Consider the following 22,002-nt stretch of genomic DNA (forward strand, 5'->3'; position numbering starts at 1 on the left):
CTCCTCTCAACGAAGTTCTTGACAGCCGTGAGGCTACCTGTTTCTTTGGATAATGGTATGAGGTCATACCATCAAAGCTCAAGAAGCCGAGGAGGGCGGAAGGAGCGCTAGAGGGAGGATTCTATGAGAATTGGATCGCTTATTTGCGGTGGCATTGCCGCGTTGATCGTCGCAATGACCACTTCGGCTCAGGCCGAGACGAGAACGCTACGCTTTCAATCGGCATATCCGGCATCCAGCACGATCTACATGTCCGCGGAGACGTGGGCGAAGCGCGTCGAAGAACTCTCGGGCGGCAGGCTGAAAATCGAATTCATGCCCGCGGGCACGATCGTCCCTGCATTCGAGGTGCTGGACGCGGTCAACAAAAACGTGATCGATGGCGGCCATTCCACTGTCGCTTATTGGGTCGGCAAACATAGGGCAGGAACACTCTTCGGCGACGCTGCCGGGGGGCCGTTCGGCATGGACATCCTCGACTACGTCGGCTGGCTTTACGAAGGAGGCGGTATTGAGCTTTACCGCGACTACTATCGCGTAGAGCTGAAGACCAACATCGAAGTAATTCCGTCCGTCACGAGCGCAAATCAGGCGCTGGGATGGTTTGCACGCCCGGTTGAGAGTTGGGCGGACCTTAAAGGCCGCAAATGCCGCCAGACTGGCGTGACAGCTGAAGTTTTCGCCTCCTCGGGTATGTCTACGGTGAACATGCCCGGCGGCGAGATCGTCCCGGCAGGTGAGCGAGGTGTAATTGAATGCGCTGAATTCGTCGGCCCGGCAGAAGATATGGGCATCGGGTTCCAGACGATCTGGAAACATTTCTATCCGATGTCGACACACAATCCCGCGACGATCGTCGATTTCCTTGTGAATGGTGACATCTGGAACTCGCTGGCTCCGGATCTCCAGGCTATCATGCAGGCTGCCGCGAGCGAAGCGACCCTGAGGTCGCATATCCGGAAAGGCAAGCTCGACGCCGATGCGCTTGACAAGATGCGCAACGAAGACGGCGTGACCGTTCACCGTACGCCAGACGACGTTCTACAGAACATTCTCGCCTCTTGGGACGAAATCGCGAAGAAGGAAAGCGAGAACAACGCCTTCTTCAAGAAGGTATATGACTCCCAACGCGACTACGCGTCGAAAGTCGTCCCCGCAAAGCGGCTAATCCAGGCTCCCTACAACCTCGGTGCGGACCATTACTGGCCCGAAGCTAAGTAGGATTTACAAGGCGCGGCTAAGCCGCGCCTTCTTCTCGATTGCCTGGAGATAATTCGTGAGCAAACCTGCACCCCCATTCTCGCCCGCGGCACTCAGGGCGATCAAAATCATCGATGGCTTCACCGAGAAGTTCGTGCTTCTCGTCGCTGTCCTCACTATGCCGTTGGTCCTGTCCAACACAGTGGAAGTCGTCTCGCGCTATCTATTTTCGTCTCCGACGATCTGGGCAGCTGACGCGACAGTGATGTCATATGGCGCGATGTTCATGCTCGGGTCATCATACGCCCTGCTGAAGGGCGCACATGTGAGAACCGACATATTCTGGGAAAGCTTCAGCGATAGAAAGAAGGGCGCGATCGACGCCGTCTGCTATGTCGCCCTGTTTCTTCCGGTGATGGCCATCATCTTCTATATGTCGCTGGACGACTTCCTCTACTCATACGAAATCAACGAGAAATCCACCCTGAGTCTATGGATGCCAGTTATCTGGCCGCTGCGAGGCGTCATCCCACTGACCGCGGTTCTTCTCTTTTTCCAGGGAATTTCGGAACTGCTCAAGTCACTGTTCGCAGTGACCACCGGGCGGGCGTTCGAGACTCACGAAAAGATCGAGATCTGAGGGGTCAACACAATGAGTTTCAACGACATTCTCAGCGTCGCCATGCTCGGCGGCATGCTCGCTTTCATTTTCGTCGGCTTTCCGATCGCGTTCACGCTTCTCTTTATCGCACTTGTCTTCGGCTCGACCGGGATCGGTGTGAACATAACCTTCAGCCTCGCCTATCTACAGATTTTCGGGACGATGAAGGACGACATTCTTCCGGCGGTCCCACTCTTCATATTCATGGGTTACATGACCGAGCAGGCGGGCCTGATGAACCGACTGTTCGGCTCCATGCGGCAAATCATGGCTCCCTTGAGCGGTTCCCTATTTCTTGCCGTGCTTGTCACGGCGACGATCTTCGCGATGGCCACGGGTATCGTGGGAGCCGCGGTGACCGTCCTCGGCATCATGGCCGGGCCGATGATGATAAAGGCGGGCTATGATGCGAAGTTGTCAGCGGGCGCCATCGCAGCCGGTGGCACGCTCGGGATCCTCATTCCGCCGAGCGTGATGCTCGTTGTAATGGGACCGACTCTCGGAGTGCCCGTGAACCAGCTGTACGGAGCCGCGATGGCACCCGGCTTCATGCTTGCTGTTTGCTATGCGATCTACTGCGTCGCACGAAGCTATATAAATCCCCGCGTTGGTCCGATTCTACCAATCGAGGAGCGGGTAGGTAGCGCGATCGAGATCACGCGCGAGTTTGTTGTCGGCGTTCTACCGCTGTGCCTGCTTATCGTCGCAACTCTCGGCTCCATTCTGTCCGGATTGGCCACCCCTACGGAGGCCGCGTCTTGCGGAGCGGTGGGGGCAACAATCTTGGCACTCGCTTACCGCAAGCTTAGTTTTTGGACGCTGAAGAATGCCGCAGTGGCCACGGTAGTTACCTCGAGCATGGTTCTCCTCCTCGCGGTAGCGTCGAATGTATTCGGCGCTGTCTTCACTCAACTAGGTGGAGCGGCGATCATCACGGACGTCGTTACGAGCATTCCTGTCTCGGACATGTGGAAGCTCGTCATCATTATGGTCATCATATTCGCTCTTGGTTGGCCCTTTGAGTGGCCCGCCATTGTTCTGGTGTTTCTCCCGATCTTCACGCCGATCGTCCTCCAGCTCGACTTGGGAATGACCAAGCCGGAACTCCTGCTTTGGTTCGGTGTACTTGTCGCGGTTAATCTACAGACCGCATATTTGAGTCCGCCCGTGGCGATGTCGGCATATTTCTTGAGGAACGTCGTCCCCCAGTGGAGCTTGAAATTGATCTACAGGGGGATGGGGCAGTTCATGGTGATCCAGATTGTGTTCTTAATCGCCCTTCTGATGTGGCCGTCACTAGTACTTTGGCTTCCGTCCGTCCTTAAGTAAACCCAGCGAGTCTACTATTGCTCCACCCCGCCTTGGCCAGCGGCGGGGTGAGTTCGCGAAAGCGGAGTTCGCTACCTAAGCGCGTTGGAAGAAACAGTATCTTTGGCGCGCGGCCGATCGATCAATTCGGCGCGTCTTTGACGTGAAAGTCAGCTTCTAAGTGGCAGGTCAGCGAGGCCGTATTGGTTTCATGCCCAGGAGAGACGGTAGCTGCCAGCCAGGATGGGGTGCTTGTGGAGCTGTGAAAGTTTCATGCAATTCATCCAAGGCTGGCTCATCAGTTCCCCACCCGGGAAGGATCTAGGTTGCGAGCTTGGTTAGATGGAGCCTCAAATGCGTCGAGGAAATCTTGCAGGTAAAGAAGACTACGTCGTCGTCGAGTGCACCGATCCGGCTGAACTCTCATCAATCCTTTCCGGCTCTGAAACGAGAGTTACTGTGAAGCCCACTGCAAGATCTGGAATACAATTCAGGTGTGAGTACGCGGCCGCTGAGCTCTTAGGTCTGGCCCTCTGTCGCTACCAAGGAAGTGCTGTTTTCGAGCACGAGAGTGCAAATGAAAAATATCTGATTTTTCTCCCACGATATGGTTTCGCCGCAATCGATGTAAACGGCGCAAGGGTTCTGACCTCGCCGAGGCAAGGCGCAATAGTCGCCTGCCGGCAGGCCAAGAGCCTCACCTTGTCCGGCCCAATGGAGCATCTCGTTGTAGTGGTCGACCGGGCGACGCTCTCCAGCCGTTTGATGGACATGCTGGAGGTGCCGGTGTCGGGAGGATTTGATTTCTTTCCGGAGATCGACTTAACGGCTGGACCTGGTTTGATAATCGCCCAGACGGCCGCCGCGCTCCACTCTGGGCTGGCCGCAAGCGCGGCGTTGCGCAACGCGCCGGTCGCTCGTACCAGCTTCGCCAACGCCCTGGTTGAACTGCTGCTGGAGAGTTTGCCACACCGTCATACAGCGGAACTAAATCGGCGGACGTCGCCCATGCCTCGTCACGTCAAGCGGGCGGTTGAGTTTATGAGAGCGAACCTTTCGAAACCCCTGACCATTCAAGAGATCGCGCTGGTATCGGGATCCGGAATAAGAAGCCTTCAAGATGGCTTTCGACGTTTCAAACAAACAACTCCGAGTTCTTATCTGCAGTATTTGAGGCTTGACGCCGTTCACCAAGAACTCTTGCAGGCTAAGTCCTCGCAAACGGTATGCGACATCGCTCGAAAATGGGGTTTCTCGCATTCCGGCCGCTTCGCCGCTGACTACCGAAAGCGTTTCGGGCAAGCACCTTCACAGACTTTGCAGTCGTCAAGTTTTCGCATCCGACCACCGGGTTAGATCTGAGGTCTGCGGTAGGACCGCGTAGGACATTGGGAAGCCCCGCCGAAACGTAGCGCCCCGTCCCATTTTGGCGGAGGTATCCGCGACAAGCATACAGCGGAAGGAGCGAGGCGTGCCACCGACTGGTGCAGAAGCGCCGTCATGCGCGGGAGGAAATAGCCGATGCAGCCGTCTCTCGAGTCAGCGGCGCGGCCCTGCTGCAGACCGGGAACACGTTAAATGTCGACGGTAGGTTTTGCTGCCGGGCTGCTGTCCCCCTTTCAGGCAAGGCGCGAAAACGAAAAATGGGTACCGGCTCGCCAACTCTGCCGCGTTTGTTTGATCGTTTATGCGACTTCCGGTTCCAGTATCTTTCCTTATGGTATAACGTAATACCATCAGTACCACACCGGCTGATGTGAAAGATTGGAAGGGATGAGAGTGTTGGACGAGCCGAAGAAGACTCAGACGCGCCTCGAACTGGCCTTGGAATACATCACCGGGGAGATTGCCCGGGGCAATCTGAAGGCGGGCGACAAGCTTCCAAACGAGAAGGAGCTGGCCGAGCAGCTAGGCATAAGCCGTACCCCCATTCGCGAGGCGATGAAGACCCTTTCGGTGGCGGGACTCATAGACATACGGCATGGACACGGAAGCTATGTGCGAGAAGGGCCGGGCCTGCCCTCCACACCGCTCACCCTGTTTCAGCTCTACCTTCAGGATTCCACCCCCGAAATGCTGATGGAGCTTCGGGATATCTTCGATCGCAATTGCACCGAAATCGCAGCACAACGAAGAACGGAAAGCGATCTGGCAAAGATGCGGGAATGCATCGATCGCCTGAAGGCGCTAACGCAACAGCCCGGCGCCTCCTTGGACGACATGTTGAAAGCTGACCTCGATTTTCACCGTGCTGTCTACGAGGCCAGCGGCAACATACTGATCGTCACCATTGCCGAGTTCGTTCTGAACATGGTCGCGCCTTGGGTGAAGAAATCGCTGGATGTAAGCGGGCGCGTCCGCGCCGTCGAGCTGCACGAACAGATGTATGGCTCGATACGCGATCGTACGGTCGGCCAGAAAAACCGAGTGAGCGTCGAAGCAAACATGCAGCACTTCAAGCAATCGTTGGACACAGCAACTTCTAAAGCGGGATAAGAATACGCTTATATGTAAGCCCTTCTAAGGCAACCAAGGAGTGGCGGCGAATGGTGAAGTCCAAGGCGGCTGTTCATTCGCCGCTGCAAAGGGCGATCTTTTCACACGAGTCACTCCGCACGCTCACGAGTAGCGGGGCCGAGAAGGGGGCCAGGTAAGAAAGATGTCAGCGAAGCGAAAACTGATCATCGAAGCGCGCTTGAACGAGTACATGCCGCGCTCCGCGAACCCGAACGTGCCTTTCACAGCGGAAGAGATTGCATTGGAAGCCGCGAAAGCGCGGGAGGCCGGCGCGAGCATCGTTCATTTTCATGCGAGAGACGCGGAGGGTGCGCCGGCCCACGGCGCAGAAGATTATGCGAAAGCGATCAGGGCGATCCGAGACGCGTGTGATTGCCTGGTCTACCCGACGCTCGGTCAGATCACGAAGGATGGTCGGGAAAGCCGCCTTGCTCATCTCGAGGTGCTTGCCAAGGATCCGGCCACGCGCCCTGACATCGCTCCGATCGACACCGGGAGTACGAATATCGACCGTTTTGATCCAGAAGCCCGCAAATTCCTTTCCGACACGATGACCTATCGAAACGACGTCGCGACCTTGAAGCTGTTTGCCAAGAGGCTGCCAGAGCTCGGCGTCAAGCCGCAATTTGTGAGCTGGACGGTGGCCTTTACGCGAACCTTCGAGGCTCTCAGAGAGATGGGCCTCGTCGTTGATCCTGCGTACTTGATGTTCGAGCTGACTGATCAGGGCATCCTTGGAGGCCATCCTGGGACCGTCAAGGGATTGCTTGCTCACCTCGATTTCCTACCGGCGCAACCGCTCGAATGGAGCGTCTGCAACAAGATCGGCAACATCACCGCCCCGGCAGCGGCGGCTATAGAAATGGGTGGGCACGTATCCGTCGGCCTCGGCGACTATGGCTGGCCGGAGCTGGGCACCGCCAACAACGGCGATGTTGTCCGCCACATCGCAAATCTCGCGCGGGCCATGGGCCGCGAGATTGCCGCCCCGGATGAGGCGCGGGAGATGCTTGGATTGCGGTAAGCTGCCTCAGCCGCACTCACGGCTGCAGGTGTCGCGCAGTCGGTGCCGCCCCCGAGGCCAAGCAGATCACGAGTTCAGTGAACCGCGCCCACTCTCATTCTTGATCGAGCGATTGCATGAAGTGCTGCATGTTGGCGTCGACGCTCATGCGGTTCTGCGGGCCTATCTCTTGCTTGAGAATGGCATCGTAGATCTGTTCATGGAGATCGACCGCTCTCACACGGCCGCTGACATCAAGCGATTTTCGGACCCATGGCGCGACCATGTTCAAGACGAACTCGGCTACCGTCATAATGAGTTTATTTCCTGTGGCCTCATAGATCGCTCGATGAAAATCGAGATCAGCCTTCAACATGTCGTCCAGCGACGCGTCGGGCTGCTCCGTGAGCGCCTTCAGCCTGTCGATGCATTCACGCATCCTCGCGAGATCTTCGTCGGTGCGGCGCTGCGCGGCGAGTTCTGAGCAATTGCGGTCGAAGATGTCCCGCAGTTCCATCAGCATTTCGGGCGTCGAATCCTGAAGATACAACTGGAAAAGATTGAGGGGCAGCGCGGGAGCGCCCTTTTCCTCGCGAACATAGCTTCCGTGGCCGTGCCGAATATCGATCAAGCCTGCGACGGCGAGCGTCTTCATCGCTTCGCGAATGGGGGTACGACTAATTCCCAGCTGCTCGGCCAGGTCCTTTTCGTTTGGAAGTTTGTCGCCGGCTCTTAGATTGCCTTGGGCGATCTCCTTGGTAATGTAATCCAACGCGAACTCAACCCGCGTCTGCGGTTTCTTCTGACTGTTCAACACACAGTTTTCCTTTCAGCATCCAATCTGCACCCCCGCAGAGTCGGGGTGGTCGTGAGACCTTATACCACCCCGGCCGGATACTCGTAAAACAAATGTCGCACGGCAGAAGAAGACCAACGCCAAAACGCCCTGGCCAGCTTTGCGAATGTCACCTTTCGTCGCCGAGCTTTTTGGATGTCTTGGGATCAAACGGGAACAACAGTCCTGCGGCCAGGAAGCCGCCATCGACATTCAAAGTATGGCCCGTAATGTAGCGCGCTTCCTCGCTAGCGAGAAATACAGCGGCATCGGCAATCTCCTCCGGCTCGCCATAGCGACGCTGTGGAACCAGACGGTGGTAGGCTTCCCTGGTCTCAATGGTGTGCATAGTACGCGAAACTTCCGTCAGAATCGGTCCTGGAGCGATTGCGTTCACATTGATGCCGTGGTCGGCCAGTTCAACGGCCATGACCTTGTTGAGCAGCTCAACGCCGGCCTTTGACGCGCCGTAAGCGGACCGACCGACGCCACCCTTTTGTCCAGACAGCGAAGCGATATTCACGATCGAACCGCTCTTGTGTTCAGCCATAGTCCGCGCGACCGCCTGGGACACCAAGAACGTGCCGGTGAGATTGATGCGAACGACCCGCTCAAACTCTTCCCTCGAACTTTCCAAAAACAGGGTTGTCGCGCCAATTCCAGCATTATTCACCAAGATGTCGATCTTGCCGAAGCGCGCGAGCGCTTGATTGACCAGACCGCTCACGTCTTCATCGACGGAGATGTCCGCACGGACGGCCAGCGCCGCGGAACCGATTTCCTCCGCAGTGAGCTTGGCCGCTTCTTCGTCGCGGTCGCAGACCACGACTTGAGCCCCTTCGCGGGCAAAAGCAATAGCGATGGCTCTGCCGATGCCACGGGCGGCGCCCGTTACAATGGCTGTTTTCCCGTTCAAACGCATAGTTGACCTCCCAAACGGTTCTAGTTGCGCTAAAGGTATGAGGTATGATCTTGACCATGTTATGATCCTTCCTTATTACTGCTGTCAAGTGGTTGTGGATGCGCGTTCATGCGGCGCGCCGCCAGGGAGGTAGAGAAATGGAAGGGAAGAGGCCACTCGTTGGCTTTTACGGTGACGATTTCACCGGTTCGTCGGAAAACCTTGCGCAGTTTCACCGCAACGGCCTGAAAACCAGGCTTTATCTGCGGGTTCCATCGCAGGAGACGCTGGCGGAAGCAACTCGCGACCTGGATGTCGTGGGATTTGCGGGAACGGCGCGAGCACTGGATAACTCGCACATCACAGCCGAAGTATTTCCGGCCTTCAAAGCGCTCCGAGCGTTAGGCTGCACGTTCCTGCAGTACAAGATCTGCTCGACCTTCGATTCCGCCCCGCAGGTCGGCAACTTCGGGTTAGCCGCGGAACAGCTCGCGGGGGGCGGAGGCGAATACGACCTGGTTGTCTTGGCTGCAACGCCCGACTTCGGCCGCTACACGGCGTTTGGCAACCACTATGCGAAATTCGGTTCCGAGATCGTGCGACTGGATCGGCATCCGAGCATGTCGAACCATCCACGTACTCCGATGAAGGAATCTGATCTCCGGCGGCACCTGGCCGACCTGTGCTCCCTCGATTTCGCCAACATATTCTTGCCGGAGATCCGGGACGAAGCGACACTGTCGAGACGCCTCGAAAATTTGCTTGCCGACAGGAAGGGCGTTGTTTTCGACGGCGTGGACAATCGCGATCTCGACAATATTTCCAGCGCGCTTTGGGAGTATCACAAAAAACGGCCGGTTTTCGCGATAGCGGCCCAGGGTCTTGCTCAGGCGCTCGGCAAGCAATTGGCGAAACACAAGAATCCGCTCGATCTTCTGGACGTCGGAACGACCATCGCACCCGCGTCCAACCTGCTGGTGCTGTCGGGCAGCTGCGCCATTCAGACGGGCCGCCAGATCGACGCTGCGGTTCAGGCGGGCTGGGCGGCGCTTGAGCTCAATCCGCTCGAGCTTACCGACAGTCGGGCGGTCGCACACAAAATCGAACTCGTCAAACCGCAGATCATGGCCCACCTCGCCAATGAGCGGCCGACGATCGTCTACACCGCACGGGGTCACGCAATGGACCGCGAGAGGTTCGAGGACATTCCGCCCCAGCTCATTGGCGAAGCCTATGCCAATCTCATGGTCGCGGCCAGAAGGGAGACGGATGTCCAACGTGTGGTCCTAGCCGGCGGCGATAGTTCGAGCTACGCGGTCCGGCAGAGCGCGGCGGAGTCGCTGACCATCAAGGTCTTCGATCGGGTTCAGCACGGTCATCTTTGCGAGCTGATGGGCGGGGGATTGGACGGGCTCGAGGTTCTCCTCAAAGGAGGCCAGGTCGGCGACGACGACTATTTCATGCGCGTGCTTCGCGGCACCGAGAAGCAGCACGTGGAGGCTTAGGATGAAGAAGCTTATCCTTGAGGCGCGCATCAACGAGTATGCAATGCGCGACCACAATAGGAACGTTCCTTGGACATCCGACGAGATTGCGGAGACCGCAGCCAGGGTGCGTGAAGAAGGCGCGTCGATCCTGCACTTCCACGCGCGAACGGTCGACGGCCAGCCATTGAATACGTTCGAAGCTTACGATGATATCATTCGCAAGGTGAAGGCTAAGTCGGACATTCTCATCCTCCCCACGCTCGGCTTCATCTCGAACGATGCCGATGCCCGTAACCGGATCGATAATGTGGTTCGGCTTGCGCAAGACCCGATAACGAAGCCGGATATCGCACCCATCGATACCGGAAGCGCCAATCTCGAGACCTTCGACCGCGAAAGCGGCAACGTTTCCTTTGCCGAGCGTATCTACGTCAACACAACCGACTCGCTCGTGCATTATGCTCGCGAACTAAAGCAGGCAGGCGTGAAGCCCAAGATGGTAAGCTGGTCCGTCGGTTTTACCAGGCGGGCGCTCATGCTGATGGACATGGGATTAATCGATGAACCGGGCTACATGCTGTTTCACATGACGGACGGCAAGACGATTACCGGTCATCCCGGAACCCGGCAGGGGCTCGAGGCACATTTGATGTTCTTGCCGCCAGACCGACGGATTGAATGGACGGCAAACGTGCTGGGCGGCAACCTGCTCGCACTCGCAGATACCATTGCCAAACGGGGCGGCCACCTAGCCATGGGAATCGGCGACTATCCTTATCCGGAGCTCGACTATCCTTCAAACGAAGTTTTGATCCGCGAGACTGTTCGGGTCATTCGGGCAGCGGGAAGGGAGCCAGCTACTCCAGAGGAGGTCCGTCAAATGCTTGATCTGAGTAACTAACTCGGTGTTGGCGGGACCTACACCGCGCCGCTTTTGAAAAAAAGCAAGCGCGAGTAACTACGGCGGATAAACGGTCGCGCGCTCGACTGGCGGGCGCCATTGAATGGCTGACGGGAAAGAGCGGACGCTAGGAAGGAGATTTAAAATGAATAGCGGTCGGCCTTTGGCAATGGTGACGGGCGCTTCGTCCGGTATAGGTTTCGAGCTCGCTAGGCAATTTGCGCAAAAGGGGTTTGATATCGCGCTGTCTGGCTCCAGCGAAAAGATCTTCGAGGCAGCTGAAAAACTTCGGAGTGACGGCACAGAAACATTCGCGTTACGGGCCGACGCAGGAACATACGAAGGAGTCGAAGCTTTCTGGCGCTTCGTGATGCATCTAAAGCGTCCGGTCGATGCGTGCGCGCTGAATGTGGGCATTGCAGTAGGCGGAGCGTTTGCCGAGACTGCATTGGAGGATGATCTGCGTGTTATAGCAGTCAACGTCACCGGAACGGTTCACATGGCGAAACACGTGGTCCGGCATATGGTTGCGAACGGCAATGGCCGCATTCTGATTGTATCGTCGGTTTCCGCCACATCCCCCACGCCCTTCGAAACAACCTACGGTCCTTCGAAAGCGTTTGGTTTTTCGTTCGCCGAGTCGCTGCGCGAAGAACTGAGGGGAACGGGTGTTACGGTAACGGCCCTCCTTCCAGGCGCGACGAACACAGAATTCCATGCCAATGCTGGCATGGCCGACACGCCGATCGGAAAAGCGATGAAAAACGATCGGGAACTCGTCGCGAAGCAGGGGTTCGATGCTCTGATGAACGACATTGACCATGTCGTGGGTGGAGACGAGGCGACGAAACAGGTGGTGATCGAAAATCGCAAGCTGACAGAGACCGTCAAAGCGGCTCGCCATGCCGCGATAGCGCGAATAGGAAGATAACCAAGCTAGCCATCGTGCGGCCTACCGGAGCGCTTGCCCGCGATCGGACGCCCTATCGGCGTTTAGCAAATAGGTCACTCAGCCCTGAGCCTTCAGCAGTGCCGCAACGAGGCCCGCGGTCGAAGAATCATGTCCCTCGGCGCTCTCCTTCCCCTCGACGACCGGCAGCAGCCCGGTCGCCAGTTCCTTGCCGAGCTCGACGCCCCACTGGTCGAAGGAGTTGATGTTGAAGAGCGCGCCTTCGACGAAAACGCGATGCTCGTAAAGCGCGATCAGGCGGCCGAGCGCGAAGGGGTCGAGCTGCTCGTAGACGAAGGTCAGCGACGGCCGGTTGCCGGTGAAGACGCGGTGCGGCGCGATCTTGTCGGCCTTTGCCTCTTCCATGCCGTTTGAGGTGAGTTGCGCCTTGGCCTCGGCCAGTGTCCGGCCCTTCATCAGGGCCTCCGACTGCGCCAGGCAGTTGGCGATCACCAGCTGGTGCTGGTGGCGCAGGTCCTTCTCGTGACCGTTGGCGGCGATCATGAACTCGGCCGGGATGATGTCAGTGCCCTGGTGGATGAGCTGGTAGAAGGCGTGCTGGCCGTTGGTGCCGGGCTCGCCCCAGACGACCGGCCCGGTCTGAAATTCGACCGGCTTGCTGTCGAGCGTGACCGCCTTGCCGTTCGATTCCATGTCGAGCTGCTGCAGATAGGCGGGAAAGCGCGACAGGCGCTGGTCGTAGGGCAGGATCGCCCGCGACGGATAACCGAGCACGTTGCGGTGATAGAAGCCGATGAGGCCGAGAAGCATCGGGATGTTTTCCCGCACCGGGGCGGTACGAAAATGTTCGTCGATCGCGTGGCCACCGTCGAGGAAGCGGCCGAAACTCTCGCTTCCGATGGCGATCATCAAAGGCAGGCCGATTGCCGACCAGATCGAATAACGTCCGCCGACCCAGTCCCAGAAGCCGAAGACGCGCGAGGCGTCGATGCCGAAGGCGGCGACCTTGTCGAGCGCAGTCGAGACGGCCGCGAAGTGATGGCCGACCGCCGCCTCGCTGAGCTTGCCGGCGATGAAGGCGCGGGCGGTCGCGGCATTGGTCATCGTCTCGATCGTCGTGAAGGTCTTGGAGGCGACGATGAAGAGCGAGGTCTCCGGATCGAGCAGCTTCAGCGTGTCGGCGATGTGGGCGCCGTCGACATTGGAAACGAAATGGAGCCGTGGACCGTCATGGAAAGGCGCGAGCGCCAGCGTCGCCATCACCGGGCCGAGATCGGAGCCGCCGATGCCGATGTTAACGACGTCGGTGATCTTCTTGCCGGTGGCACCCTTGAGTGCGCCGGCGCGGACGTCGTCGGCAAAGGCGCCCATGGCCTCCAGCACCGCGTTCACATCGGGCATGACGTCCTTGCCGCCGACGAGGATCGGCCGGTTCGACCGGTTTCGCAGGGCCGTATGCAGCACCGCGCGTTCCTCGGTGATGTTGATGACGTCGCCGCGGAACATCGCGTCGCGCTTCTCCTCGACCTTCGCCGCCTTGGCGAGCGCCTCGAGACCATCGAGAATCCTGTCGTTCACCGCGCATTTCGAATAGTCGAAAAGCAGGTCGCCGAGGCTCAGGCTGAAGCGCGAGAAGCGGTTCGGATCGGCCGCAAAGGCGGCGCGGATGTAGGTTGCATTAGTGGCCGAAACGGCGGACTTGAGCTGTTCGACGATGGTCTTCATGGGGATACCTGCGATCCAAGGCGCGAGTTAAGACGCTGTCATTTTCCGCCAGGGAAGGTTCAATCGCGCTTGCCGAATTTGGCCAGCGCCTGTTTGAGCTCGGGATGGTTCTGCGCGTACGAATCTAGGTCAACACCCTCGCGCGCGGCTTCCCATGCTTGTCGAACGGCTTTGACGCCCGCACCTGGACCGTCTGGATGACTGACGACGCCTCCGCCGCAGAGGTACAGGAGATCGAGCGTCCTTCCGGTTCGACGATATGTCTCAGGCGCCTGTCCACCCCATTGCCCCGAGCAAACGACCGGCATGGGCTTTTCCCCTGCGGACGTAAAGGGGGCGACGAGGTCGTGGAAAGACTGGACGAACGAATCGTCGGGCTCCCAATACTTAGATCCAATGCCGTTGATCTGGAACTGGTCGACGCCGAGCAGCCGCCAGTACTGCTGGTAAACAGAAAAATTCATCCCAAGGCCGGGGTGGCGGGTGAGGATGTCCCATCCGTTACGGTGGGCATGCAGCGCCAGTCTTGAACGCCTCCTCAAGAACAGGAAAGCGCCTTGCCCGATAGAGTTTATGTTGATCACGGCCGCGTTTCCGCCGGCATCGGCGACGACGTCATGGTTTCTCATCATGACGTCGGGATCGACATGGGAGATGTTGAAGGCATACATTACCTTCTTTCCGGTCCGTTGCTCATGGTCCTTGATAAGAGGCATGATCGCTCTCACCCGCTCCTCGAGCGGCGAATAGGGCGGACCGCAGAGCTTCTCGTCATCCTTGATGAAATCAACGCCCGAGGCGATAAGCTCGCTCACCATCTCGGCCGTTTCGTTGGGACGCAGCCCTAGCGCCGGCTTTATGATCGTGCCGATCAGGGGGCGGTCGAAGACGCCTGTCAGCCGCCGCGTCCCCGCTATGCCGAACTGAGGCCCTGGGTAGGAAGCCCCGAACGCATGCGGCAATTGCATGCGCAAGACACGTATGCCGGTGAAGCCTCGGATCGAGAAGACTCCGCCGATCGTGATCGTCATCAAAGCCGAAAGATCATCGCCGATCGCTTCAATCGGAAAGGCGATGTCGGCTTCCGCCCGCCGATACGAAGGTCCCGACGCGTTTTGGGGGATCGAGGGCACGGAGATCGGGGGAAGCTCGCGGACGTCAAGCACGCGGGCGGCGACCCGCGCCTTCAACTCCGGCGTCTCCCCCGGGAGGTCGACGAACGTGCCCGTCGACTGATCGCTGGCGATCTTGCTTGCAAATGATCGAGGATCCCCGTCGCATTCGATCAGATACGTCATGACGACGCAGTCGTTTCTATTCATGTCGTGCACACCGTTCGTAATCAAAACAGAAGGATCAAACCCTCGATCGCTCTCCGTCCGCGACGCAGATCTCGACTATCCGCAGCCCGTGATCGCTCAGGCGGGAGGGATAGAATTGGGCCAATTTTTCCTCATGCACCGGAATGATCCGACGCTCGTCATTTCCCACGATGCCCAGCATCTCTTCGGCTGCCTGGATCAGCTTCGTCTGGCTGCCATTCGCAAGCCCTGGGGGGACGAAACAAGGATCGAGTTGATCGTCGCCAGTGAGGTTCCGGTAGGTGTAGACGACATCTCCGGACAACACCAGCCTGTCATCGCTGCCTCCGTTTTGCACCACAACATATTGGGAGCCTGCGGTATGAGTGTCGTGGGCGGGATACAGGTGAATGCCCGGAAGGACATCTTCCCGCGTCCCTTCGAGAAGTTCCAGTCTGCCCTCGATGTTCGCCTGGGTAAGATAAAGTATATCGGCGGGGTTCAGCCCAGCCAATAGCGATCGAAACCGGCGGCCCTTGGCAAGGATCCACATCCAGGATTCAAGCTCCTTCTTCTGGATGAAGATCTTTGCATTGGGAAAGAACTTCAGGCCGCCAATGTGATCGAAATGGGCGTGCGTTATGAATATGTGAGTCACGTCCTCAGGCCGGACGCCACATTCACCCAAGACTATGTCCGGCGACGTCCATCCGGTTACTCCGATCGAGTTCGCTATCTCTCCCCCGAAATCGTTTGCATCGTGGCCGACGTCGACTAACGCGACCGCATCGGCCGTCCTGATCAGAATGTATGCGAATGGCAGATTCATCGTTCCCTGGTTATGGGCGCCGTAATAGACACCGCTCACCGGGTGAACAGGGCTTTGGGCATACTCAAGCACCCAAACGGAATGCGCTCCCATGTGTTTCCTCCGCGTTTGCGAACAACGGCCCTGCGCAACATCCGCTCGCGTCGAATGTCATGGTGCCCAATAGCGCAGATGCCCGTTTCAATTCCAACGAAGCTCTCGTCAGCAACCTCAAGAGTTCGGTACTCTGTCTTCCCAGCCGCCCTTCGAATGCCCTCTGGGCCTGTAAAAGGTCAGAGCGGGCCCGGCCAAGATGCCGAGCTGCATGTTCGGTTGCCGCCAAGCGCCTCCTTCTGTCGCCCCCCTGTCCGACGGACTCCAATATATCGGCGGCACGGCACGACAGCTGGGCGAAGAGCAGATTCATGCCGGGCTCTCTCAAGCCGAGGTGCATGAAGGAGAACAGTGCGAGCACCTCGCCGTAAGCCCGGACCAGGGTCTCCAGTTCAGACCGCTGCTCCTGCAATTCAACGGCGTTTGTGACTTCGTTGCAGGAGAACGGAACAAGGCCCCGCTGATACCCCATAACCGTCACGCCACCGCGGGGAGTGGCGCTGTTGCGGGCAGCAGATCGGCCGATTGCAGGGCGGTCCAGAATGCGGGCGGAATGCGCTCGTTGATCGCCGCCACGTTCTGATCGACTTCAGCACTGCTTTTCGCGCCCATGACTAATGTGGCCACGGCCGGGTGGGCATATACGAACTGCATTGCGGCAGCCGGCAAGCTGACCCGGTATTCCTCGCACACCGCTTCGATCGATTTGACCCGGTCGAGGACGGCGGCCGGGACTTTCCCGTAGTCGTATGTCGCCGTTGCGCCAGAGGTTCCGCTGGCCAAAATACCCGAATTGAAGATGCCGCCTGCGATGATTGAGACATTTCTCGACAAAAGCTCGTCGAAGGCGGAGTGCAGGGGTTCGTGGTTGAGCAATGTATAGCGTCCGGCCACCAGGGCGCACTCGATAGGGAACTCCCGGGAGACGCCTACGACGGAATCCGTTTCATTGACTCCGAGGCCAATCGCCGAGACGCAGCCGGTGGACCGCAGCTCGTCCAATGCCTTGTACCCGGAGGCTCTCAACTGATCCCAGTAGAACTCGCTTCGATCGCCGTGCCAGGCGCGCCCGACATCATGTACGAGCAGGACATCGATGTAATCGAGACCAAGACGCTGCTGGCTGTCCTCGAACGACCTCATGATACCGTCGTAGGTGTAGTCGTAAGTGTCCAGGAAGGGCAGGGGATCGATCCACTCGATTCCATAGACGGTGTCGAGCTTTTTCGTGCGGCTGGCTGGCTTGAGGACACGGCCCACCTTGGTGCTCACGACGACGTCGTCTCGCAGCTTATTCACTCTAAGGGCGTGGCCCAGGAAATGCTCGGACTTCCCGAAGCCGTACATGGGAGCGCAGTCGAAGTATCGAATGCCCGCAGCGTAACCCGACAGAATCGTCTGCTCGAACTCGTCGTATGATACGTCCGCGTTGAAGCCCGAAATGGGAACCGTTCCAAGCCCCAGTGACGTTACCCGTACATTCGATTTGCCGAGCGGGCGCTTTGCCAGGTCCGACATCATATATTCCTTTTCTTGACTACGAAGTATTCAGGCGGCCGATGTCATGATCGGAGCCGCTTCCGGGATGAGGCTCTTTGCCTTGAGCGCGGACCAGAACCCTGGCGGGATCTTCTCGGAAATCGCCTTGACGTTCGCCTCGACGTGGGCAGTGCTAAGGGCGCCTTGGACCACCGCAGTGACGGCCGGGTGCGAGTAGACGAACTGCGTCGCCGCCGTCGCAAGCGAAATGCCAAATTCGCCGCAAACTGCCTCGAGAGCTTCAACGCGCTTCAGGATTTCGGGGCTGGCTGTCTGATAGTCGTACGTCCGGACCGCAGCCGCACCTTTGCTTCCCTCTGCCAGGACGCCGGAATTGTAGACGCCGCCTGCGATGATTGAGATCCCGCGGCGCTGAGCCTCGGGGAAGAAGTCTTCAAGAGGCTGATGGTTAAGCAGCGTGTAGCGGCCCGCGACCAACGAGCAATCAAGATTAAATTCGCCAGCGACTTGTAGAACGGACGCGGTCTCGTTGACGCCGAGCCCTATCGCCTTGACTGCTCCGCTGCTCCGAAGCTCATCGCAGGCCCGATACCCGCTCTGGCGTAGCTGTGAGAGGTAGAGGTCGTAGCTGTCGCGATGCCAGACGCCGCTGACGTCGTGGAGATAGAGAATGTCGACGCCATCAACGCCCATGCGCTGCTGGCTGTCCTCGAATGAACGCATTATCCCGTCGTACGTGTAGTCGTATTCGTCGACGTAAGGCAGCGGGTCGATCCAGTTGATGCCGTAAAGGCTCTCCGCCCGCTTCGAGCGGCTCGCGGGCTTGAGGATACGTCCCGCTTTAGTGCTGATGACCACGTCCTCGATGATGCCGTTCACGCGCAGCACATGACCCAGGCTGTGCTCGGACTTGCCGAGGCCATAGAGCGGTGCCGTATCAAAATACCGCACGCCCAGCTCGTAGGCCTTCATGACCACGGCTTCGAAATCGGTGAACGGGACCCTCACGCCGCAACCGCCCAATGGCGAGGTACCAAGACCCAGTGAAGTCAGTTCGACTCCGGTGTTACCGATCTTTCTCTTCTCTAGCACAGTCATATTTCACCTTGATCTGACAGTGGCGAGCCCGTTGACGGGCTCGCCAACAATAATCACATGTACTTTTTGACGTTATCTTTGTCCAAGATCAGCCATGGAACGACGTAGTCCTTCTGTGTGCCGTCCTTCCACTCCATCAGGCCGTTCCATACCTCCGACTGCGGCTTGTATTCCGTGCCGATTACCTGACGCAAAGCAAGATCTACTGCACCTTGCCCTTCCGCCCTCGCATACTTGTACAGGGTGACCGCCATTTCGCCGTTCTCCACGGCGCGCTTTGCGTCCGGGATGCCGTCGATCGCAATGACCGGCACCTTGCTGAGGTCAACGTTGGCTGCCTTCATGGCTTCAATGGCGCCGAGCGCCATCTCGTCGTTCTCAGCGAGGACGCCATTGATCTGGTCGGGATAGGCGGAGAGCCAGTTCTCCATGAGAGCCTGGCCCTCGGCGCGGCTCCAATTGCCGCTCTTGTCGGCGAGCAGCTTGAGGTTCGAATGCGCTTCGAGCCCGGCGTCGACGCCGGCGCGACGTTCAATCTGGGCCGACTGGCCGATTGGCCCTTCCATGAGGACCAGATTGCCGCCGCTCGGGAGGCGCTTCGCCATTTCCTCGGCGATGATCCTGCCGCCTTCGCGATCGTCGACGATAATCGACGCGGTATAGTTTTTCGACGAGGTTTTGAGCGCCGAGACGATCACCGGGACCTTTGCCTCGGCCGCCTTGTCGATGGCCGGCGCGGAAGCTTCGAGATCGAACGGGGCCATGATGATCGCATTGAACTGCTGGGTCAGCGCCGTATCGATCTGGTTGGCCTGGATAAGCGGATCGTATTTTCCATCAAAAACCGTGATCTCGACCTTGCCCTCCTTTACGGCAGGGTGGTTCTGGATCTCTGTGGACCAGGCCTTCATGTATTCGCCTGCCTCGCCGAAAGAAAGTGCAGCAATACGGATCTTCTCTTGGGCTGCGGCGAGGTCCGCACCGAGCAGCATCGTCGAGGCTGCGATCGCGGCAATGAACGTACGTCTGTTAATCATATTCTCCTCCGATTTTTTTGTTGCAATTGGCAACGGTTACTTGCGTATCTGGTCTGCGATCACGGCTAAGACTATGATGGCTCCTTTCAATAGTTGCTGGTAATATGACGACACGCCCATCAGATCCATCCCGTTGTTGATGGTGCCGATGATCAATGCGCCGAAGAGGGTCCCTACGAGTGAGCCGCGTCCGCCGGAGAGGCTCGTGCCGCCGATCACGACTGCCGCGATGGCGTCGAGTTCGTAGCCGATGCCCGCCTGCGGCAGTGCCGCTGTCGTGCGGGCCGTCAGCACAAGTCCGGCAAGCCCGGCGAGCAGACCGCAGATCACGTACGTGGCAGCGATGATGGTACGGGTCGAGATGCCGCTGGTCCTGGCCGCTTTTTCATTGCCGCCAACGGCGTAGACGTAGCGTCCAAAAGTCGTCCTCGAGAGCGTGAGCCAGCCAATCAGGAACACGGCGAAGAAAATGAGGACGGGGACAGGGAGGCCAAGGATGTTTCCGCTGCCGATCCACCGCAGGGAAGCGGTAAGGTTAGCGATCGGCCTGCCGTCGGAATAGATTAGAGTGAGGCCCCTGGCCATGCTCAGCATTCCGAGCGTCGCAACAAAAGGCGGCACGTTGATCCGGGCGATGAGAACCCCGTTCGCGAGGCCGACGACGGCTCCGGTACCGAGCGCTGCAAGAATACTCCAGATCACAAGGTGCTCGTTCCCGGTGGTGACCAGGTTGGCTGCCAGCATTCCGGCGAGTGCCATGACCGATCCGACCGACAGGTCGATGCCCTTTGTCAGGATGACGAACGTGACGCCGATGGCGAGAATGCCGTTGATGCTCGACTGGCGAAGAAGGTTGAGCCAGTTGTTCCAGGTGAGGAAGTACTGGTTCAGCGAGGTGAAAAGCACGCAGATTGCGAGAAACACCAGAATGATGCTGAAGGACTTTATGAAGTCCTTGGTGATCTCGGCTTTCCTGCGCTCCGACGGAGTGCCGGTGGCGATCTTGGTGATGTTAGCGTTCATTTGACTCGTCCTAAATCCTGCCGCGACACCGGCAGCAGTAGCTTGCCGAACCTGAGGGAGCGCAGACTCCTCAACTTGCGAGCTCCATGATCATTTGCTGGGTGGCGCCATGGCCGTCGATGACGTCGACCAACGTGCCTGCCTTGAAAATCGCGATCCTGTCGCTGACCTGGAGGATCTCCGGAGCCTCGGACGACACGACGAGAACACCGTGACCCTTGGCGGCGAAGTCCCGCAGGAAGGCGTAGATCTCCTGCTTGGAGCCTTCGTCGATGCCGCGGGTGGGCTCATCGCAGATCAGAAGTCGGGGATTGGTCGTCAGGCATCGCGCGAAGACGACCTTTTGCTGGTTTCCGCCGCTCAGATTCTCGACCGCAAGCTCGGAGGAGCTGGTCTTGATCCGCTGGGAGCGGATCATCTCCTCGACGACTTCGCGTTCCTTCTGCTGCTTCACGAAGCCGCTGACCGCCATCAGGGAAAGGGCGGAAAGCGTGATGTTGTGGGCGATCGAAGACGACAGGACCAAGCCGCTGTCCTTGCGGTCCTCGGACACCATCGCCATGCCCATCTTGATCGATTCACGCGGCTTGCCGCGCGGAACCGGCCTTCCTGCAAGCATCACCTCGCCGGATGTCGGCGTCTCCATCCCATAGACCGCCTCCAGGAACTCGGTCCGGCCGGAGCCGAGGAGACCGTAGATTCCGAAAACTTCGCCGGCGGCGACGGAGATCGAAATGTCCTTGAATTCGCTCTCGCGGGACAGGTTGCGGACTTCAAGCAAGATGGGAGCACCTGCGTTCGGACGCTCTTTCTCGACGACCTTGACCTCACGCCCGACAATATGAGTGACAAGCTCCTTGCGGGTGGTCTCCTTCATGGAGCCGCTTACGATGTAGTTGCCGTCGCGGAAGACCGTGAACTCGTCCGCAATCTCGAAGATTTCTGAGAGCTTGTGTGAAACGTAGATAATGCCCGAGCCACGATGCTTCAGACGATCGATCGCCGCGAACAGGATGTGGGCTTCGTGCTCGCCGATCGCGGAAGTCGGCTCGTCCATGATGACGATATCCGCATCGAAGCTCAGCGCCTTGGCGATCTCGACCAACTGGGTTTCGGCGAGGCTGAGATTTGACATACGGGCATTGGCACGGATCGGGAAGCCGATGTCGTCCAGGAGCTTCTGCGCTTGCGTCTCTAATAGGGCAAAATCGATGAAGGCCCCAAGACGTTTTGGCTCCCTTCCGAGATAGATGTTCTCGGCGACAGTCATTTCCAGAACCGGAGAAAGCTCCTGGGTGATGATGGCGATGCCGTGATCGAGCGCCTCGCTGGCGGAGCGGAAATCGACCACTTCACCCTTAATCTTGATGCTGCCCTCGTCCCTGCGCAGAAGACCCATAACGATGTTTAGGAAGGTGGACTTCCCAGCCCCATTTCCCCCGCACAAGGCGTGGACGGTCCCCGGACGAAGCTTCAGGTGCCCGTTACGCAGTGCCGGAACGCCATGAAACGCCTTCGCAACACCATCCGCCTCCAGCAGAAGACCGTGTCCGGTCGTCGAGTGTAGTGTGGTGTCGAATGTGACACTTCCCGTCGTCATAAAACCTCCCAAGGCCAACTCCTCATCAGCCTCGGAAGAAGGTATAAGGTCATACCTATTTTGACAAGCGGTT

Annotated in this window: 19 protein-coding genes; 9 read left to right on the forward strand and 10 right to left on the reverse strand. The window is 58.4% G+C overall.

Annotated features, from left to right (window positions below; genetic code table 11):
• Positions 1 to 123: 123 nt before the first annotated feature.
• The 6 genes from AU381_RS17650 to AU381_RS17675 all read left to right on the forward strand — a co-directional run bounded on the left by AU381_RS17650 (position 124) and on the right by AU381_RS17675 (position 6,710).
• On the forward strand, positions 124 to 1,221 hold the full coding sequence (locus AU381_RS17650) for a TRAP transporter substrate-binding protein (protein WP_082910123.1): 1,098 nt from the start codon (positions 124 to 126) through the stop codon (positions 1,219 to 1,221).
• Positions 1,222 to 1,276: 55 nt separating this feature from the next.
• Entirely contained in the window at positions 1,277 to 1,840 is a 564-nt protein-coding gene (locus AU381_RS17655; protein ID WP_064243030.1) for a TRAP transporter small permease subunit, read from the forward strand.
• A gap of 12 nt (positions 1,841 to 1,852) precedes the next feature.
• Positions 1,853 to 3,190 carry a TRAP transporter large permease gene (locus AU381_RS17660; RefSeq protein WP_064243031.1) on the forward strand — a complete coding sequence of 446 codons (1,338 nt, stop codon included), beginning with the start codon at positions 1,853 to 1,855 and terminating at the stop codon, positions 3,188 to 3,190.
• Between the two features lie 333 nt (positions 3,191 to 3,523).
• The gene (locus AU381_RS17665) at positions 3,524 to 4,525 is read left to right on the forward strand and encodes a helix-turn-helix domain-containing protein (protein WP_064243032.1); all 1,002 of its coding nucleotides are present in this window, start codon (positions 3,524 to 3,526) and stop codon (positions 4,523 to 4,525) included.
• A gap of 417 nt (positions 4,526 to 4,942) precedes the next feature.
• Positions 4,943 to 5,665, forward strand: coding sequence for a FadR/GntR family transcriptional regulator (locus AU381_RS17670; protein ID WP_064243033.1), 723 nt, complete (start codon positions 4,943 to 4,945; stop codon positions 5,663 to 5,665).
• Positions 5,666 to 5,828: 163 nt separating this feature from the next.
• Positions 5,829 to 6,710 carry a beta-keto acid cleavage family enzyme gene (locus tag AU381_RS17675; RefSeq protein ID WP_064243034.1) on the forward strand — a complete coding sequence of 294 codons (882 nt, stop codon included), beginning with the start codon at positions 5,829 to 5,831 and terminating at the stop codon, positions 6,708 to 6,710.
• 94 nt (positions 6,711 to 6,804) lie between these two features.
• On the opposite strand, the gene AU381_RS17680 is transcribed toward AU381_RS17675, so the two are convergent.
• Positions 6,805 to 7,506 carry a FadR/GntR family transcriptional regulator gene (locus AU381_RS17680; protein ID WP_064243035.1) on the reverse strand — a complete coding sequence of 234 codons (702 nt, stop codon included), beginning with the start codon at positions 7,504 to 7,506 and terminating at the stop codon, positions 6,805 to 6,807.
• Between the two features lie 148 nt (positions 7,507 to 7,654).
• Positions 7,655 to 8,446 carry an SDR family NAD(P)-dependent oxidoreductase gene (locus AU381_RS17685; protein ID WP_037434659.1) on the reverse strand — a complete coding sequence of 264 codons (792 nt, stop codon included), beginning with the start codon at positions 8,444 to 8,446 and terminating at the stop codon, positions 7,655 to 7,657.
• A 137-nt stretch (positions 8,447 to 8,583) separates the two neighbouring features.
• On the opposite strand from AU381_RS17685, the gene AU381_RS17690 reads away from it, so the two are divergent.
• The 3 genes from AU381_RS17690 to AU381_RS17700 all read left to right on the forward strand — a co-directional run bounded on the left by AU381_RS17690 (position 8,584) and on the right by AU381_RS17700 (position 11,744).
• Positions 8,584 to 9,930, forward strand: coding sequence for a four-carbon acid sugar kinase family protein (locus AU381_RS17690; RefSeq protein ID WP_064243036.1), 1,347 nt, complete (start codon positions 8,584 to 8,586; stop codon positions 9,928 to 9,930).
• A gap of 1 nt (position 9,931) precedes the next feature.
• Positions 9,932 to 10,813 carry a beta-keto acid cleavage family enzyme gene (locus tag AU381_RS17695; RefSeq protein ID WP_064243037.1) on the forward strand — a complete coding sequence of 294 codons (882 nt, stop codon included), beginning with the start codon at positions 9,932 to 9,934 and terminating at the stop codon, positions 10,811 to 10,813.
• A 145-nt stretch (positions 10,814 to 10,958) separates the two neighbouring features.
• Positions 10,959 to 11,744, forward strand: coding sequence for an SDR family NAD(P)-dependent oxidoreductase (locus AU381_RS17700; protein ID WP_174552531.1), 786 nt, complete (start codon positions 10,959 to 10,961; stop codon positions 11,742 to 11,744).
• Between the two features lie 78 nt (positions 11,745 to 11,822).
• Here AU381_RS17700 and pgi read toward each other — a convergent pair whose 3' ends face one another.
• The 8 genes from pgi to AU381_RS17745 all read right to left on the reverse strand — a co-directional run bounded on the left by pgi (position 11,823) and on the right by AU381_RS17745 (position 21,929).
• Positions 11,823 to 13,448, reverse strand: a complete 1,626-nt coding sequence (gene pgi, locus AU381_RS17705) for a glucose-6-phosphate isomerase (protein ID WP_064243039.1) — start codon at positions 13,446 to 13,448, stop codon at positions 11,823 to 11,825.
• Positions 13,449 to 13,507: 59 nt separating this feature from the next.
• Positions 13,508 to 14,770, reverse strand: a complete 1,263-nt coding sequence (oiaX, locus tag AU381_RS17710) for a 3-oxo-isoapionate-4-phosphate decarboxylase OiaX (protein WP_064243141.1) — start codon at positions 14,768 to 14,770, stop codon at positions 13,508 to 13,510.
• 34 nt (positions 14,771 to 14,804) lie between these two features.
• Complete coding sequence (locus AU381_RS17715) at positions 14,805 to 15,671, reverse strand: N-acyl homoserine lactonase family protein (protein WP_064243040.1); 867 nt, start codon at positions 15,669 to 15,671, stop codon at positions 14,805 to 14,807.
• 477 nt (positions 15,672 to 16,148) lie between these two features.
• Positions 16,149 to 17,189 carry an aldo/keto reductase gene (locus AU381_RS17725; protein ID WP_046117985.1) on the reverse strand — a complete coding sequence of 347 codons (1,041 nt, stop codon included), beginning with the start codon at positions 17,187 to 17,189 and terminating at the stop codon, positions 16,149 to 16,151.
• A 30-nt stretch (positions 17,190 to 17,219) separates the two neighbouring features.
• Complete coding sequence (locus AU381_RS17730; protein ID WP_064243041.1) at positions 17,220 to 18,269, reverse strand: aldo/keto reductase; 1,050 nt, start codon at positions 18,267 to 18,269, stop codon at positions 17,220 to 17,222.
• A gap of 53 nt (positions 18,270 to 18,322) precedes the next feature.
• Positions 18,323 to 19,306, reverse strand: coding sequence for a substrate-binding domain-containing protein (locus tag AU381_RS17735; protein WP_012707230.1), 984 nt, complete (start codon positions 19,304 to 19,306; stop codon positions 18,323 to 18,325).
• Between the two features lie 36 nt (positions 19,307 to 19,342).
• A complete protein-coding gene (locus tag AU381_RS17740) occupies positions 19,343 to 20,329 on the reverse strand; it encodes an ABC transporter permease (RefSeq protein WP_064243042.1) in 987 nt (328 codons plus the stop codon).
• A 70-nt stretch (positions 20,330 to 20,399) separates the two neighbouring features.
• The gene (locus AU381_RS17745) at positions 20,400 to 21,929 is read right to left on the reverse strand and encodes a sugar ABC transporter ATP-binding protein (protein WP_064243043.1); all 1,530 of its coding nucleotides are present in this window, start codon (positions 21,927 to 21,929) and stop codon (positions 20,400 to 20,402) included.
• Positions 21,930 to 22,002 lie beyond the last annotated feature (73 nt).

The sequence above is a fragment of the Sinorhizobium glycinis genome (genome assembly GCF_001651865.1).
In the GTDB taxonomy this organism is placed as follows: domain Bacteria; phylum Pseudomonadota; class Alphaproteobacteria; order Rhizobiales; family Rhizobiaceae; genus Sinorhizobium; species Sinorhizobium glycinis.